This is a genomic window from Serratia sp. CY33802 (assembly GCF_052169095.1).
Lineage (GTDB): Bacteria > Pseudomonadota > Gammaproteobacteria > Enterobacterales > Enterobacteriaceae > Serratia > Serratia bockelmannii.
Window position 1 is genome coordinate 1225760 of sequence record NZ_JBJNLL010000001.1, and the last position, 15089, is coordinate 1240848.

14 protein-coding genes and 1 riboswitch are annotated in these 15089 nt (G+C 59.1%); of the genes, 7 read left to right on the forward strand and 7 right to left on the reverse strand.

Annotation, left to right across the window (positions count from 1 at the left end):
• Positions 1-7 precede the first annotated feature (7 nt).
• Positions 8-1180, reverse strand: a complete 1173-nt coding sequence (locus tag ACJ8HA_RS05730; RefSeq protein WP_414483243.1) for an MFS transporter — start codon at positions 1178-1180, stop codon at positions 8-10.
• Between the two features lie 181 nt (positions 1181-1361).
• Between ACJ8HA_RS05730 and ACJ8HA_RS05735 the strand changes: the two genes are divergently transcribed.
• Positions 1362-2231, forward strand: a complete 870-nt coding sequence (locus ACJ8HA_RS05735; protein WP_151428521.1) for a LysR substrate-binding domain-containing protein — start codon at positions 1362-1364, stop codon at positions 2229-2231.
• Positions 2232-2313: 82 nt separating this feature from the next.
• Here ACJ8HA_RS05735 and ACJ8HA_RS05740 read toward each other — a convergent pair whose 3' ends face one another.
• The 3 genes from ACJ8HA_RS05740 to ACJ8HA_RS05750 all read right to left on the reverse strand — a co-directional run bounded on the left by ACJ8HA_RS05740 (position 2314) and on the right by ACJ8HA_RS05750 (position 5580).
• Complete coding sequence (locus tag ACJ8HA_RS05740) at positions 2314-2721, reverse strand: DUF2000 family protein (RefSeq protein WP_025302837.1); 408 nt, start codon at positions 2719-2721, stop codon at positions 2314-2316.
• Between the two features lie 58 nt (positions 2722-2779).
• Positions 2780-3628, reverse strand: coding sequence for an AraC family transcriptional regulator (locus ACJ8HA_RS05745; RefSeq protein ID WP_151428520.1), 849 nt, complete (start codon positions 3626-3628; stop codon positions 2780-2782).
• A gap of 71 nt (positions 3629-3699) precedes the next feature.
• Entirely contained in the window at positions 3700-5580 is a 1881-nt protein-coding gene (locus tag ACJ8HA_RS05750; RefSeq protein WP_060447173.1) for a diguanylate cyclase domain-containing protein, read from the reverse strand.
• Positions 5581-5760: 180 nt separating this feature from the next.
• Positions 5761-5836: riboswitch (Fluoride riboswitch) on the forward strand.
• Between the two features lie 40 nt (positions 5837-5876).
• On the opposite strand from ACJ8HA_RS05750, the gene ACJ8HA_RS05755 reads away from it, so the two are divergent.
• Genes ACJ8HA_RS05755 through eno form a run of 3 tightly spaced genes read left to right on the forward strand, consistent with a single transcriptional unit; the run spans position 5877 to position 8574 of the window.
• On the forward strand, positions 5877-6842 hold the full coding sequence (locus tag ACJ8HA_RS05755) for a DHH family phosphoesterase (protein WP_346419316.1): 966 nt from the start codon (positions 5877-5879) through the stop codon (positions 6840-6842).
• 3 nt (positions 6843-6845) lie between these two features.
• Positions 6846-7274, forward strand: a complete 429-nt coding sequence (locus ACJ8HA_RS05760; RefSeq protein WP_025302833.1) for a universal stress protein — start codon at positions 6846-6848, stop codon at positions 7272-7274.
• Between the two features lie 16 nt (positions 7275-7290).
• The gene (gene eno / locus ACJ8HA_RS05765) at positions 7291-8574 is read left to right on the forward strand and encodes a phosphopyruvate hydratase (protein WP_442515247.1); all 1284 of its coding nucleotides are present in this window, start codon (positions 7291-7293) and stop codon (positions 8572-8574) included.
• Here eno and ACJ8HA_RS05770 read toward each other — a convergent pair.
• Complete coding sequence (locus tag ACJ8HA_RS05770; protein WP_060447176.1) at positions 8571-8978, reverse strand: MerR family transcriptional regulator; 408 nt, start codon at positions 8976-8978, stop codon at positions 8571-8573. The genes eno and ACJ8HA_RS05770 overlap by 4 nt on opposite strands.
• 70 nt (positions 8979-9048) lie before the next feature.
• Between ACJ8HA_RS05770 and ACJ8HA_RS05775 the strand changes: the two genes are divergently transcribed.
• The 3 genes from ACJ8HA_RS05775 to ACJ8HA_RS05785 all read left to right on the forward strand — a co-directional run bounded on the left by ACJ8HA_RS05775 (position 9049) and on the right by ACJ8HA_RS05785 (position 13645).
• A complete protein-coding gene (locus tag ACJ8HA_RS05775) occupies positions 9049-10269 on the forward strand; it encodes an NADH:flavin oxidoreductase/NADH oxidase family protein (RefSeq protein WP_025302830.1) in 1221 nt (406 codons plus the stop codon).
• Between the two features lie 505 nt (positions 10270-10774).
• On the forward strand, positions 10775-12157 hold the full coding sequence (locus tag ACJ8HA_RS05780; RefSeq protein ID WP_071826114.1) for a diaminobutyrate--2-oxoglutarate transaminase: 1383 nt from the start codon (positions 10775-10777) through the stop codon (positions 12155-12157).
• An 18-nt stretch (positions 12158-12175) separates the two neighbouring features.
• On the forward strand, positions 12176-13645 hold the full coding sequence (locus ACJ8HA_RS05785) for a pyridoxal phosphate-dependent decarboxylase family protein (protein ID WP_043137457.1): 1470 nt from the start codon (positions 12176-12178) through the stop codon (positions 13643-13645).
• A gap of 76 nt (positions 13646-13721) precedes the next feature.
• Here ACJ8HA_RS05785 and ACJ8HA_RS05790 read toward each other — a convergent pair whose 3' ends face one another.
• Positions 13722-14249: a carboxymuconolactone decarboxylase family protein gene (locus tag ACJ8HA_RS05790; RefSeq protein WP_025302827.1), complete on the reverse strand. Its 528-nt coding sequence runs from the start codon at positions 14247-14249 to the stop codon at positions 13722-13724.
• A gap of 3 nt (positions 14250-14252) precedes the next feature.
• A complete protein-coding gene (locus tag ACJ8HA_RS05795) occupies positions 14253-15041 on the reverse strand; it encodes a cyclase family protein (RefSeq protein WP_173888820.1) in 789 nt (262 codons plus the stop codon).
• Between the last annotated feature and the right edge of the window lie 48 nt (positions 15042-15089).

A 15089-nucleotide genomic window follows, 5' to 3' on the forward strand; every position in this document is an offset into this window, starting at 1 on the left:
CCGAACCTCATTTCAAGTGTTGTCGCCAAAGCAATCCTGCCGCCAGGCAGGCTACCCCGCCGCCGCAGGCCAACACGGCATAAGACGTGCCCCAGCTCTGGGTGGTATCCATCACGATGCCAAAGGATAACGGGGCGAACGAACCGATGCCGAACCCCAGCAACGATCGCCAGCCCATCACGCTGCCGAGCTGTTGCGGCGGCACGTTGTCCGCCATCGCCGCCGACAGCACGCCGGAGTCGCCAAGAATAAAGAAACTGCCGATGCTGACGAACAGCAGCGTCCAGCCCGGCCCCCAGTTCGCCGACCACCCCATCAGCAGCGATCCCAACGCACCGGCGGCGCCCACAAACGTCAGCACCGAGGCACGATTGAAATAGTCGGAAACGGTGCCGACAATCAGCGTGGAGATCATGCCGGCCAGGTGGATCACCGCCGCGGCGATCAATCCGGCGCTGAGCGGATCCAGAGAGAAACCGCTCAACGCCTCGCTGACCAGGCTGGGTGCCCAGGCCCAGTTACCGAGCAGTTCCCAGCTGTGAGCGATATACCCGATCAGCAACAGCAGGGTCGCATAGGTGATAGCATAGCTTTCTCGTTTCGTCTTCCTCCCCAGCGTGCGCGGTTGCGGTTCCTGATAACCGACCAGGGCCAACGAACCCGCCAGCGCCCCCAGTAGCGCACCGGCGGCGCACAGGGCAAACGCCACGCCGGTGCCCCAGCGCATGGCGCTCCAACCGGCGATGAAAACCGACAGAAAATACCCCAACGAACTGGCCGCCAGGATCATACCGATGGCGTAACCGCGTCGGGCCGGGCCGTTCATCCCCATCGCTAACAGCAGCGCCGGCGTATAGGCGCCGCCCTGCGTCAGGCCGACGAAGGCCATCAACACCAGTGCGCCGATATACGAATGGGCAAACACGGCGAACAGCATCAGCGCACCGGCACCCAGCCAGGAAAACAGCAGATACACCCGACGCGCGCCCAGCGAATCACACCACCAGGAAGCCACCAGCAACGCCAGGGCGTTGGTCAGGCTGAACACCGTCTGCACTGTACCGGCGGAGGCGGCGTCGAGCTGCCACTCGCTTCTGATGGTCGGCAGCGCGCCGGCGAACATCATGGTGCCCAGGCAGAGGCCGGCCCGGCTCACGCAAAGCAAAAAGAAAGCTCGCATCTCAGGGGCGCCTCCCTGTCAACCGCAGGGTGAGGATAACGCCATTAACACGCATGACCGATAGCCAAAAGATCCGCATCATAAACTCAGCAATCAGAAGGAGATGCCTCATCATAGTGAGCAAAATCAACGGCTGACAAACGATCTTTCCTCCCTCACTTGGTTGAGCTAGACTCAACCTATGAAAAAAATTCACTCCCTGCCGCACCTGTCCGCTTTCGAAGCCGCCGCCCGTCTCGGCAGCTTCAGCGCCGCTGCGGATGAGCTGTTTCTCACCACCGGCGCGGTCAGTCGCCACATCCGCAGCCTGGAAGAACAGCTGCAGCTCAAACTGTTTTATCGCGGACACAAGTCCGTGCGGCTGACGCAGGCCGGCGAGAATTTTTCCCGCACTGCGTCCCGAGTGATAAGCGAATTGTTTTCGGCGGAAAGCGCACTGAAAGCGAGCGTCGGCCGGCAGCGGCTGGTGGTACACAGCCTGCCGACGTTCACCATGCACTGGCTGATGCCGAAATTGGCAGCGTTCAACGAGATTCATCCGGAGGTCGCGATTGATATCACCACCGCCACTGGGGCCGTCGATCGCAATATGCCGTTTGACCTGGCGATCCGGCGCGATCCCGCGCACTTCTCCGGACTGAAAGCGATCCCTTTTTTGCAGGAAGACAGCCTGTTGGTCTGCAGCCAGAGCTATTTGCGCACCATGCCGATCAGCGCGCCAGACAATCTGGCCGGGCATACCGCCATTCGCATCCGCGCCCGTGAGGATTTATGGCACAGTTGGTTGAATACCTATCCGACGGCGCTGGACGCCTCGCCGCCGCCGCTGACGCTCGACCATACCTTCGCCGCCATTCAGGCGGCCGAAGACGGCCTGGGACTGGCCGTCGTGCCTTACCTGTTCTGCGCCAAACATCTGTCGTCTGGCCGGCTGGTGTCGCCTTTCCCAGCGTTGACTATCCGAACCGGCGTTTATTCCCTGCTGCTGCGCGATCGGGACGATGAGGTCGTGAGCCAATTCGCCGCCTGGCTGCAAACGTTCCAGGCGTAAGCGCCGTATCGGAAACGCGTCACCCTCCTGGACATGCGCGAGCGTTTCGCGCGTCCACTCGGTAAACCAGGCAAAGACATTCTCAGGCGTGGAGCGTCAGGCCTTTTATCGCCTTATCCACCGCTTTCTTCGGCCCGCGCAGCGCCAGGCCGACCAAATCCAGATTGTCCGCGTCTTCAGCGAGAAAAACCTGCCGGTTGGCTGCATCGTGCCCGGTCGCAAACATGGCGTGCACATAGGGAACCAACGTCAATTCCCGCTCAAGCCCTTTGCGATGCACATTTTGCAGGCCCGGCAGATCCGCGGCAAAAATCAGCATCGGCTGCCCGGAAATGCCGCCGTAGCGTCTGCCTTGCGCATCCACATAACACTCGCCGATGATTTCCGGGGCGGCGGCGGCGATGCCCGTCGCCAGAAAGGCCACCACATTCAGCCGCTGCCAGGTCTGCAGATCGTCGCGTACGATAAACGCTATCTTGGTATCAAACATGTTTCGCTCTACTCCGTTGTGCTCTTAAAATAAAAGCGCATCATCGGCGATGGGCGAATCAGCGGTATAGAACGTTTGTGCACTGACGTTGATAGGCCGCCGGCGATAAACGGTAGGCGCGCTGGAACCAGCGGCCCAAGTGGCTCTGATCGGCAAAGCCCACCTGCATCGCGACCTGCGCCGGTTCTTCCCCCTGCGCCAACAACAAGCGTGCAGCCCGTAGCCTCAGCCGGATCAGGTAAGCATGCGGCGACTGGCCGAAGGCCCGGGTGAACTGGCGAGTCAGGCGGAAGCGGTCCAGGCCGCACTGAAGCGCAAGTTCATCCAGGCTGGGGTTACCCGCCATGTGCTCGTGCAGGTAGTCTCGTAAGCGATTCATCACAATCAAAGCATCATCGCTTTGGGACGTTGGCCTGACGCGTATATGCCGCGCCAAAAGCGTCAGCAGTTGATCCAGGCTTTGATCGCGCGCCAGCCGGCCTTCCCCCTGATGCAACGCAAAAAAAGCCTGTTGTATCGCGGTCGCCAGCATCGGATCGTCGGTCAACGTGCTGTGGAAGGCGCCTTCCAGCACAGAAACGTCCCCTAATCCGCGGCGGTTCATCGCATCGGAAACCCAATGCTGCGGCAGATAAAGCATGGCATAGGTAAACCCTTCGGCCTGCGGCGCATGACCATCGTGCACCGCGCCCGGCTCGATCAGCATGGCACGTCCCGGCCGGCTGGTATGCAAGGAACGATGACAGTTGAAACGTTGTAAACCTTGCTGCGTCACGCCCACCAGCATTTCGTCATGATCGTGGGGATCGTAGGCATGCCCCTGAAAGTGGGCATTGACGCTTTCGATGCCGGTTTCGTCATCGCGCCGCAGTTCCAGCCAGTCTTTGTGTTGATGATTAGACGCCATGCAGTCAGTCCGGAGTTCTGCCCATAGGAAAGAAGAAAACAGCTTACCCTGAGACGGTCACCGTTTCACGCTCATAACTCGCAGATGGCATAAGTGCCCTTACCGGCCGATTTCGCCTGATACATCGCGCCGTCGGCGCGGGTCAACAGCATCTCCTCCGTCACGTCAGTGTGTGAGGAAATCGCCGCCCCCAGGCTGGCGGACAGGCTCACCGTCTGCTGCCCGATCTGCGAAATATCAGCCAGCCGCGCCAACACGTTTTCGCAAAATTCGCTGACCTCGCGCTGCGGTTCCGCCAACGGCCACAGGATGACCGTGAATTCGTCACCGGCCAGGCGCGAAACGCTATGGCGCTCGCCGGCGCAGGCGCTGAGCAACCTGGCGAACGTCTTGAGGATCAGATCGCCGAAGTCATGGCCATAGCTGTCATTGAGGGCTTTGAAACCATCGAGATCGATGAACACCAGCGCCATTTGCCGCTGTTCGCAACAGGCCTGCACCGTGCTGGACAACCGACGCAGAAAAGCGCGGCGGTTGGTCAATCCGGTCAGCATGTCGTGCGTAGCATCGTACTCCAGCCGTTGCTGCAGGCGCTTCAACTCGGTAATATCCATGGACAGAATGTAAAACCCCTGAGCCTCGCACGGCACCAGCGTAGTGTGGATCATCAGCAACCCCTTCTGGGTCTGGAGCTCATTTTCGAAGCTCACCATTTCCCCCGCCAGGGCCCTGTCTATCATCGGTTTCGCTATCTGATAAACGTTCTCCCCCATAAAATCGCGCACCGTCATTCCTCTAAGGCGGCTTTCTTCCAGGCCAAACCAGGTTTTATAGGCGCTGTTAGCGAACAGGTAGCGTTCATTACCGTCGATTTGGCTGATCAACGCCGGCATGTTGTCAGTAATGGCCCGCAGGCGTTCCTTCTCCGTGCTGAGCTGATATTCGGCGAGTACCCGGGTTTCAATCTCTTCGTTGAGTTTCTTGACGACCACGTTCAGCTCCCGCGTGCGGATTTCGACGCGTTGTTCCAGCTCGTGTTGCAGAGCGAACAGATCGGCCTCCGCCGCCTTGCGCTCGCTGATATCGACGATAACCGAGATGAAATGATCCGGTTTGCCGTTAGGCAGCCGGTTTAACGCCACCGTCAGCTGCACCCAGACGATCGAGCCATCGGCACGGAAATAGCGTTTCTCCAGCGAGTAAGTACTGATCTCGTTTCTCAGCAGTTGCTGCAGTTTTTCTAGATCGGTGTTGAGATCGAGCGGATAGGTAATGTCCTGAAAGGTGCGATCCATCAGCTCGCGCTCGGAATAGTGCAACATTTCGCAGATGCGCGGATTGACCCGCAGCCAATACCCCTGCAGCGACACCAGCGCCATCCCTACCGCCGCCTGGGCGAAGGTCTGTTCGAACAAGGCTTCCGAGCGTTGCAGGTTGGACTTCAGGTTTTCGGTATAGACATGGCGTTCAATGCTCTGCAGGTACTCTTCCACCACGGCGGCGAAGTCGTGCAGGTCGGCCACCTGTTCCGGAGAAAACGGCTGCGGCTGGCTGTCGATAATGCACAGGGTGCCGAGCGGCAAACCGTCGAGCGACAGCAGCGGTTGCCCAACGTAGAAACCGATTCGCGGCCCGCCGATCACCAGCGGATTGTCGAAAAAACGCGGGTCGTTGGCGGTATCGGGCACCACCAGCGCTTCACGTTGCAAGATCGCATGGCCACAAAATGAGATGTTACGCGGCGTTTCCCGGACATCCAGACCGTAGCGCGATAGAAACCATTGGCGATCCCGGTCGATCAATGACACCAGCGCAATGGTGACGCCGAAGTATTTCGCCGCCAGCCGTGTAATACGATCCAGTTTTTCCACCGAGTTCGAATCCAGCACGTTCAGCGAGTTCAGTACCGACAGACGTTCGGCTTCGTTTTCGGGGAAGCAGGGTTCAAGCATGTTGTCTCCCATTGTGTCACCCACGGATCCGGCGCAGCCAGCCTGCGTGATTCCGTTCAGCCTATCCGTCGGTTAGCGGCAAATATCCTTGTCCATCATAGACTCACTCAGTATCAATCCGATTGCGCATTCTCGCCAGCTTTGCCGGGCATTGCGTTTGCCACCGCGCTGCGCTACAGTCGTTCACAAGGTGATGGTGTTCCACCTTTCCCAACCGCCGCGTTCGCTCGAACCGGATGATGACGCCTGATATACAACTTCGCTTTATTTTTTAGGCAGGTATGTCAGGAGTCGCTATGAATGAAATCTCACGTATTACCCCTTTTCCATCCCAGCCTGATCTCGCCGTGCGGGAAATGCCGCTGTACGTTTTCGGCCATAAAAATCCCGACAGCGACAGCATCTGCAGCGCGCTGGTGGTCGCGGACTGGCTCAATCACCTCGGCAAACCGGCCGTCGCTTTCCGCCTTGGCGAATTGACGCCGGAAACCCGCTACATACTGGCCGCCGCCGGCGTACAAACGCCTGCGCTGCTGAAAGGCGATCTCCGTGACCGCAAAGTCTGGCTGGTGGATTTTACCGACGTCGAACAAGGGCCGGCCTCATTGCCCGACAGCGATGTGGTCGGCATTATCGATCATCACCGGCTGGGCACCTTGATCACCCGCAACCCGCCCGATGTCTGGATCCGCGCCGTTGGCTGTTGCGCCACCGTGATCCTGTCCATACTGACGTCAGATACGCCGATGCCGCTTTCTTCCGCCCAGGCCACGCTGCTGCTGGGCGCGATTTTGAGCGATACCGTTGCGCTGAGCGCACCGACCACCACCGAACAGGATCGGGTGGCGGTCGCGCGGTTATGCGCAATCTCTCACGTTGACTATGACGCCTTCACCGCCGGATTGCTTGCCGCCAAAACCGATCTTTCGGGGCAATCCGCCCCGCAGTTGCTGCACCGTGACGCTAAGAATTACCGCATCCATAGCGTCTCGCTGCTGCTGTCGCAGATAGAAGTGCGGGCTATGAGCGATATCGATCCGCTGTTGCCCGCGCTGCAACAGGCGCTCGATCAGGCTAAGCAGGAGGCCGGGCTGGAGATGGCCGCGCTGCTGGTTACCGATATCACCCGCCACCGCTCTACCCTGTATTTCTCGTCGAACCGGGTGCTCGCCATTCGGCAGGTGTCGCTGCCCGGCATGACGAGCCGGAAAAAAGAGGTTTTACCGTGGTTAACCCTACAGATTGCTAACGCAGGGAGATAAGTCATGTCGCTCTATCAACATGCTTTACTGCTGGTGCAGGATGAACGCGACGGCCGGCTGCTGTTGCGCCATGCCGAACGCCTCAATCAGCAGATGAATACGCGCATTACCGTGGCGCACATCAGCGCCGACTATGCCGAGCTGGACTACCTCAGCGATGCACAAACCAAAGATCGCCAGTCCAGCGAGGTGATCGCTGCCAAAGCCATGCTCAGCCGGCTGGTGGAAGACTGCACAATCCCCCTGGAGGTGCGCGCAATTGTCAGTATTCACCGCTTCAAAGACATCGAGGCCCTGATTGCCCGTGAAGGCGTCGATCTGTTGCTGCTCGGCCATCAGAACCGTCCGTTCGGCGTCTTTGCCTCCTTCGGCTTCGAGTTCATTAACCATTTGTCGATCGACGTGCTGATAAAGCACGTGCCCACTCCCTAGAATGAGGTGATCATCCATGAGCTATGAAATTGAAGACGTAACCGCCAGAGAGATCCTGGATTCGCGCGGCAACCCCACCGTCGAAGTTGAAATGACTGCGGCGGGCGTCGTGGCACGGGCTTCGGTTCCCTCCGGCGCCAGCACCGGTTCACGCGAGGCGGTGGAACACCGCGACGGCGATCCGCACCGTTACGGCGGCAGAGGCGTACTGGAGGCGGTGCAAAGCGTCAAAACGGCGATCAATGAAGCGCTGCGCGGGGTGGATGTACGCCAACAAGGGGAGATTGACCGCCGGTTGATCGCACTGGACGGCAGCGAGAACAAGAGCCGATTGGGGGCCAACGCCCTGCTCGGCGTTTCTCTGGCCGCCGCCCGCCTCGCGGCGCAATTGTCGCAGCTGCCGCTGTATCGTTATCTGGGCGGTCTCGGCGCCAACCTGCTGCCGGTGCCCTGCATGAATATCATCAACGGCGGCGTGCATGCCCGCTGGCAAGGTGCGGACTTTCAGGAATTTATGATAGCGCCGCTGGGCGCGCCGTCGCTGCGCGAGGCCGTGCGCTGGGGCAGTGAAGTTTATCAGGCGCTGCGCCAAATTCTGTTGGAGAAAGGCCTGTCGGTCGGCGTTGGCGACGAAGGCGGTTTTGCGCCGGCGGTTGCCTCGAACCGGCAACCGCTGGAGCTGATCGTGCAGGCGATAGAGAAAGCCGGTTATCAACCGGGAGACGATATCGCCATTTGCATGGACCCGGCCTCGAGTGAATTCTATGCCAACGGCAAATACCGCCTGCGCAGCGAAAACGCTGAACTGGATGCCGAACAGATGACGGCCTATTACCAGCGGCTGGTGCAAGATTTTCCCATCGTGCTGATTGAAGACGGTTTGGCCGAGGACGACTGGGCGGGCTGGCGCATTCTCAGCGACGCCCTGGGCGATCAGGTGGAACTGGTCGGTGACGATCTGTTCGTCACCAACGTGAAATACATCCAGCGCGGGATTGATGAAAGATTGGCCAATGCGGCGCTGATCAAGCTGAACCAGATTGGCACGCTGAGCGAAACTTTCGCCGCCGTGCAGCTTTGCCAGGCAAATGGCTGGGGCGCCTTTATCTCACACCGCAGCGGCGAAACCGTCGACAGCTTTATCGCCGATATGACGGTTGCGATGCGAGCTGGCCATGTGAAAACCGGCGCGCCGTGCCGCGGCGAGCGGATCGAAAAATACAATCAGCTGATGCGCATCGAAGACCAATTGGGCATCGCGGCGGTATATGCCGGGCGCGCCGCCTTTAAACACCGTTAATCTTTGCAGGCCGGCCACGCACCGGCCTGTTTTTCATTTTTTACGCGGCATAATCCCGCCACGCCGGATTCCAACAGAATACGCCGCGTCGCCATCAACGTCTCACGCTGCTCGTTCAGCGTCGCCATCATCCGCTCGATTTCCGCCAGCCGGCTGTCGACGCCCTGTATCAACCCATCCTGATAGGCGCTGCCCTGCAGCGCCAATACCCCGCGGATCGCCTGCAGCGAAAACCCCAGATTCTGGCCGATTTGGATCAGGTGCAGCCGCTCCAGCGCGCTTTCGCTATACACCCGATATCCGTTAACGCCGCGCACCGCTTTGGGCAGCAGACCCTGCTGTTCGTAGTAACGTATCGCCGACGCGGCCATGCCGGCGCGCTCCGCCAACTCTCCGATTTTCATGCCCTATTGACCTTAAAGTTAACTTTAACCCTAGTATAGCGCCATTCCCCCTGCGACAGGAACGTACCCGATGTTTACCCCACTGATTCTGCCCAACGGCAGCCGCTTACCCAACCGTCTGGCCAAGGCCGCGTTGGAAGAAAATCTGGCCGATGAAGGCCAACTGCCCGGCCCCGCGCTATGGCGCCTGTATCGCCACTGGGGTATCGGCGGCGCCGGCCTCATCATCACCGGCAACGTGATGATCGACGGACGCGCCATGACCGGCCCCGGCGGCGTAGTGCTGGAACAGGATACGCCGCTCGAGGCGTTCAAAACCTGGGCGGCGGCCTCGCGCCAAGAAGGCGCGCAGGTATGGATGCAGCTCAGCCACCCGGGCCGTCAGGTGATGGCCAACATGGGCGGCAACGCCTGGGCACCCTCCGCCATCCCAATGGCGATGGGCAAGTACAGCAAGCAGTTTGCCCCGCCGCAGGCCATGAGCGAAGCGCAGATTGCCGAGGTGATCGCCCGCTTCGCCGCCAGCGCGCACGCCGCCGAACAGGCCGGGTTTACCGGCGTGCAGATCCATGCGGCGCACGGCTACCTCATCTCCCAGTTCTTGTCGCCGTTGTCCAACCAGCGCAGCGATCGTTGGGGGGGCGAGCTGGCGAATCGCGCCCGCCTGCTGCTGGAGGTGGTGCGCGCGGTGCGCCAGCGTGTCTCGCCAGGCTTTTGCGTGGCGGTCAAACTGAACTCCGCCGATTTTCAGCGTGGCGGCTTTTCGCCGGACGAGGCCCGACAGGTATTGTTGATGCTCAACGAACTGCCGGTCGATCTGGTGGAGTTGTCAGGCGGGAGTTATGAGAGCCCGGCGATGCAGGGCGAAGCGGCGGACGACAGCACGCTGGCGCGCGAAGCCTATTTTCTGACCTTCGCCCGCGATCTCGCCGCAGTGGCCCGCATGCCAGTGATGACTACTGGCGGCATCGCCCGCCCGTCGGTGGCGCAACGGGTGCTGAACAGCGGCATCGCGGTGGTCGGCATCGCCACCGCCATGGCGGAAATTCCCGATCTGCCGCACCGCTGGCAAACCGGCGAAGCCCCTCATGCGCTGCCCGCACCGGTAAAATGGCGCGATAAAACGCTGACGCTGCTCGCCCGTATGGCGCTGATCAAGCGCCGCATGCACGCCCTGAGCCGCGATCGGACGCGCAACGTGCGTTACTCCCCGCTGTGGTCGCTGCTCATCGACCGGTGGCGCACCCGCCGCACTCTGCGGCGCTATCACGCCTGGTTACGGCAACGTTAATAACCGCGGTGCCGGCAGACTCGCCGGCACCGCACAAAAATCCCGCTTTTTTGATCGCGCTACGTAAAATCTGCAAGAAATCACCACTCTGGGTACTGCGCTTTTAACGCTCGACCGCTTATATTCATCACAAATTTTGTGTATATAACCGCTATAGGACTTAAGGTGGTGAATAGATGAAAATAAGCCGCTATTTTCTATTTATGTTATTAATCGGAAATTCACCTTAATAATAAATGCATTAAAGAAGTAGCCAAAGGAAAGCAGAAAAGGATTTTTACGCAATGTTAAAGAAATGTTGTTTTTTGCTGGCAAAACCAACGGTCAACAAATCAACAACATATTGATGAGCCTAAGAAAAAACTAAACAATTCAAAACAAAATCGGCTATTGAGTCCCAGGCAAAAAAGCCATATATTGGTCGCGCTTTTCACAAGGCAGTTACTTTTCTAATTCATTAATTCAATCGTTGCGTCTTGAGACCTTCGGTTGTAGGAGAGATATGATGACGGATAAAGTCCGTATTGATACTTTAGTTGCAAACTCATTAAACGGAAACAATGAAACCTATTTGGCGCGTCAAGCCGAATTTGAGTCGAATGTTAGGAGTTATCCGCGCAAATTGCCGTTGGCAATTGCGAAAGCCCAGGGCGTTTGGATCACTGATGTTGAGAATAATCAATATCTTGATTGCCTGGCCGGGGCGGGAACGTTGGCTCTTGGACATAATCACCCCGACGTCCTGCAAAGCATCCAAAATGTCATTACCAGCGGCTTGCCGTTACATACTCTCGATCTCACGACCCCGTTGAAAGATCGTTTCTCCGATTACCTGCTCTCTCTGTTGCCTGGCGAAGGCAAAGGGTATTGCCTGCAGTTCTGCGGCCCGTCCGGCGCCGATGCGGTGGAAGCCGCGCTGAAGCTGGCGAAAAAGCACACCGGCCGTTCCGGCGTGATCAGCTTCTCCGGCGGCTATCACGGCATGACCCACGGCGCGCTGTCAGTCACCGGCAACCTGTCGCCGAAGGCGGCCATCAACGGCATGATGCCGGAAGTGCAGTTCATGCCTTATCCGCATGAATACCGCTGCCCGCTGGGCATCGGCGGCGAAGCCGGCGTCAAGGCGCTGACCTACTACTTCGACAACCTGATCAACGACGTGGAAAGCGGCGTGCGTAAACCGGCGGCGGTGATCCTGGAAGCCGTTCAGGGCGAAGGCGGGGTTAACCCGGCGCCGGCCGAGTGGCTGCAGCGCATTCGCAAAGTGACGCAGGAGCATGGCATTCTGCTGATCATCGACGAAGTTCAGGCCGGTTTCGCCCGTACGGGCAAGCTGTTCGCCTTCGAACACGCCGGCATCGAGCCGGACATCATCGTGATGTCGAAAGCGGTCGGCGGCGGCTTGCCGCTCGCGGTGCTGGGCATCAAAAAAGAGTTCGATGCCTGGGAACCGGGCCACCACACCGGCACCTTCCGCGGCAACCAGCTGGCGATGGCCACCGGCCTGACCACCCTGCAGTACCTGAAAGAGCATAAGGTCGCCGATAAAGTGGCCGCTCAGGGCGAATGGCTCAAAGGCAAGCTAACCGAGCTGCAGAAACGTTATCCGGTGATCGGTCACGTCCGCGGTCTGGGCCTGATGATCGGCATCGAGATCGTCAAGCCGAACGAAGCGCAGGATCACATGGGCTGTTACCCGGCCGATGGCGAGCTGTCCGCGCTGCTGCAGAAAAAATGCTTCGAATCCGGCTTGATCCTGGAGCGCGGCGGGCGCAACGGCTGTGTGCTGCGCCTGTTGCCTTCCCTGCTGATCACCAATGATGAGCTGGGTATTTTCCTGGATAAATTTGAGCAGGCGCTGTTGGCCGCCGGCGTCAAGCCTGTCTGATTGGAGCGAATGACCGCGATGTCCAAGTTAAACCCGATTCTGGCTTCCTCGGCGCACAGCGCCGAGGCTTACCGCCAGGCGATCGCACAGAGCAGTGAAGCCGTCGTGCAGTGGCTGCAACAGCCCGAGATGTATCAGGGCAAAAGCGTTGCCGAACTGCGCGAGCGCATCCAGCTAGACTTTACCCCGCAAGGCCTGGGCAACCAGGCGGCGATCGAGCGCGCCATCGAGTACTTTTTGAAAGACAGCCTGTCGGTGCACCACCCGCAGTGCGTGGCGCACCTGCACTGCCCGAGCCTGGTGATTAGCCAGGCTGCCGAAGTGCTGATCAACGCCACCAACCAGAGCATGGACTCCTGGGATCAGAGCCCGTCGGCCACGCTGATCGAAATGAAATTGATCGAGTGGCTCCGCGCCCAGGTCGGTTACCCGTCCGGCGACGCCGGGGTGTTCACCAGCGGCGGCACCCAGAGCAACCTGATGGGGCTGATGCTGGCGCGCGACGCGTTCTTCGCGCGTCAGGGCCACTCCGTGCAGCAGGACGGTCTGGTGGGCGATCTGCGCAAGCTGAAGGTGTTCTGTTCTGAAAACGCCCACTTCTCGGTGCAGAAGAACATGGCGCTGATGGGCCTCGGCTATCAGTCCGTCACCCTGGTGAAAACCGATCGCTTCGCCCGCATGGACGTGAACGATCTGGCGGAAAAACTGGCGCAGGCCAAGGCCAACGGCGAGCAGGTGATGGCGATTGTCGCCACCGCCGGCACCACCGACGCCGGTGCCATTGACCCGCTGCGCGACATCGCACGGCTGGCGGCGGAGCAGCAGATTTGGGTGCACGTGGATGCGGCCTGGGGCGGCGCGCTGCTGCTTTCCGAGCAGTACCGCGACTACCTGGACGGCCTGGAGCTGGTGGACTCCATCACCCTGGACTTCCATAAACAGTTCTTCCAGACCATCAGCTGCGGCGCCTTCCTGCTGAAAGACGAGCGCCACTACGAGCTGATGCGCTATCAGGCGGCCTACCTGAACTCCGAGTTCGACGAAGCGCAAGGCGTGCCGAACCTGGTGTCCAAGTCGCTACAGACCACCCGCCGCTTCGATGCGTTGAAGCTGTGGATGGGGCTGGAAGCGCTCGGGCAGAAGCAATACGCCGAGATCATCGATCATGGCGTGACGCTGGCGCAACAGGTGGCGCGCTACATCGCCGATCAAGAAGCACTGGAACTGGTGATGCAGCCGCAGCTGGCCAGCGTGCTGTTCCGCTACCGTCCGGCGCAGCTGGCGGCGAACGGCGATGCGGCCGTCGCGCTGTTCAACCAGCGTATCGGTGACGCCCTGTTGGAATCGGGCCGCGCCAACGTCGGCGTGACCGAGTTCGATGGCGTGACCTGCCTGAAGATGACGCTGCTGAACCCGATCGTGACGCTGGAAGACATCAAGCTGTTGCTGGCGCTGGTCGAGAAAACCGCCCAGCAGCTGCCCGCGTAACCCTCTGCCACTGCGCATTAAAAGCCGATAACCCCAGGTTATCGGCTTTTTTATCGCGCTCACGCCGTGCGCGTATTCAATCCGTTGACATGTTTTCCCAGGATGTCGCTTGTAGGTCCAGATCGATTTCCAGCGTTTCCAAAAAGCGCGCCGTCATCATGTAGTGCCCAATCATTAATGCCAGTTCAGCCAGTTGAACCTCGTCATAATAGCGCCTGACCGCGTTAAATGTGTCGGCAGAGACCTTCACCTGCTTCACGCATTCATCGACAAAATGCAAGATGGCCGTCCCTCTGGCGTCGATGCCCACACCCTGCTCTATTTTCTCGATGTCGTCATCGCGCCACCCCGCAAGGATCGCCAGCGGATAGTGTTGCATACGCTCATAAGCGCTGTGGCTTAACGCGCCAACCCTTAATATGATCATTTCCCGATCTTTATCACACAGTCGCCCGGCCGGAAAAGAAGCGCCCAGGGACAGATATCCCTGCGCCGAACGGCTGGTTTTCAACAGACCCAGCGTAAGATTGGCGGGAAAACGGGCATATTGCTGCTGCTGCTCAGCCGTTAATTCACTCACTACCGGCAGTTTTATTCTGGCCATCGTTTATTCCCCTGCGCGTTCATCGATAATTGCAACCGGCCGAGCCCAGCCGGCGGATGCCTTATAAACCTTCACCGGCAGACTGATCACGTTAAATCCGCAGGGCGGCAGCAATTCAAGATTGCACAGTTTTTCAATCTGGCAATAAGGATATTGACTGCCGGCATAGTGCCCTTCCCAAATAAGCGAAATATCGCCGCTTTGTTCAAATTTGGTGCGCGTATGGCTGAATGGCGCGTCCCAGCTCCAGGCATCGGTGCCCACCACCCTGACACCACGTTCAGTAAGATACAGCGTCGCTTCACGGCCCATGCCGCAACCGCGATGAATAAAATCTTCGCTGCCGTAACGCCCGCCGGCCGCCGTGTTGACCAGGACAATATCGCCGGCGGCGATAGGATGGCCGATCCTCGCTAATTCACGCTCAATATCATGTGCAGTGGCTACATAGCCGTCGGGAAAATGCCGAAAATCCAATTTGACGCCAGGGCCGATACACCATTCCAGCGGTATTTCATCAATGGTTTTTGATGCAGAGCCGTCGTCCATATGCGAATGGTAGTGATACGGGGCGTCCATATGCGTCCCCGCGTGGGTGCTCATGCGGACAAATTCCACCGCCCAGCCCTCCTGACGCGGCAGCGCTAAGGGATCCAGGCCGGGAAATGATTCCGCCAGCTGCAACGCTCCGCGCTTGTTGTCAACATACTCGATTTCCGGCAGAAACCGCTCCGGATCGGAAGCGATCCCGCTCATCAGCGGCACCGAAAGATCAATGATTTTACCGTACATATTGTTACCTTTATCCAGGGGAATGACCTGCCCAGAGTAAGCTTTCCC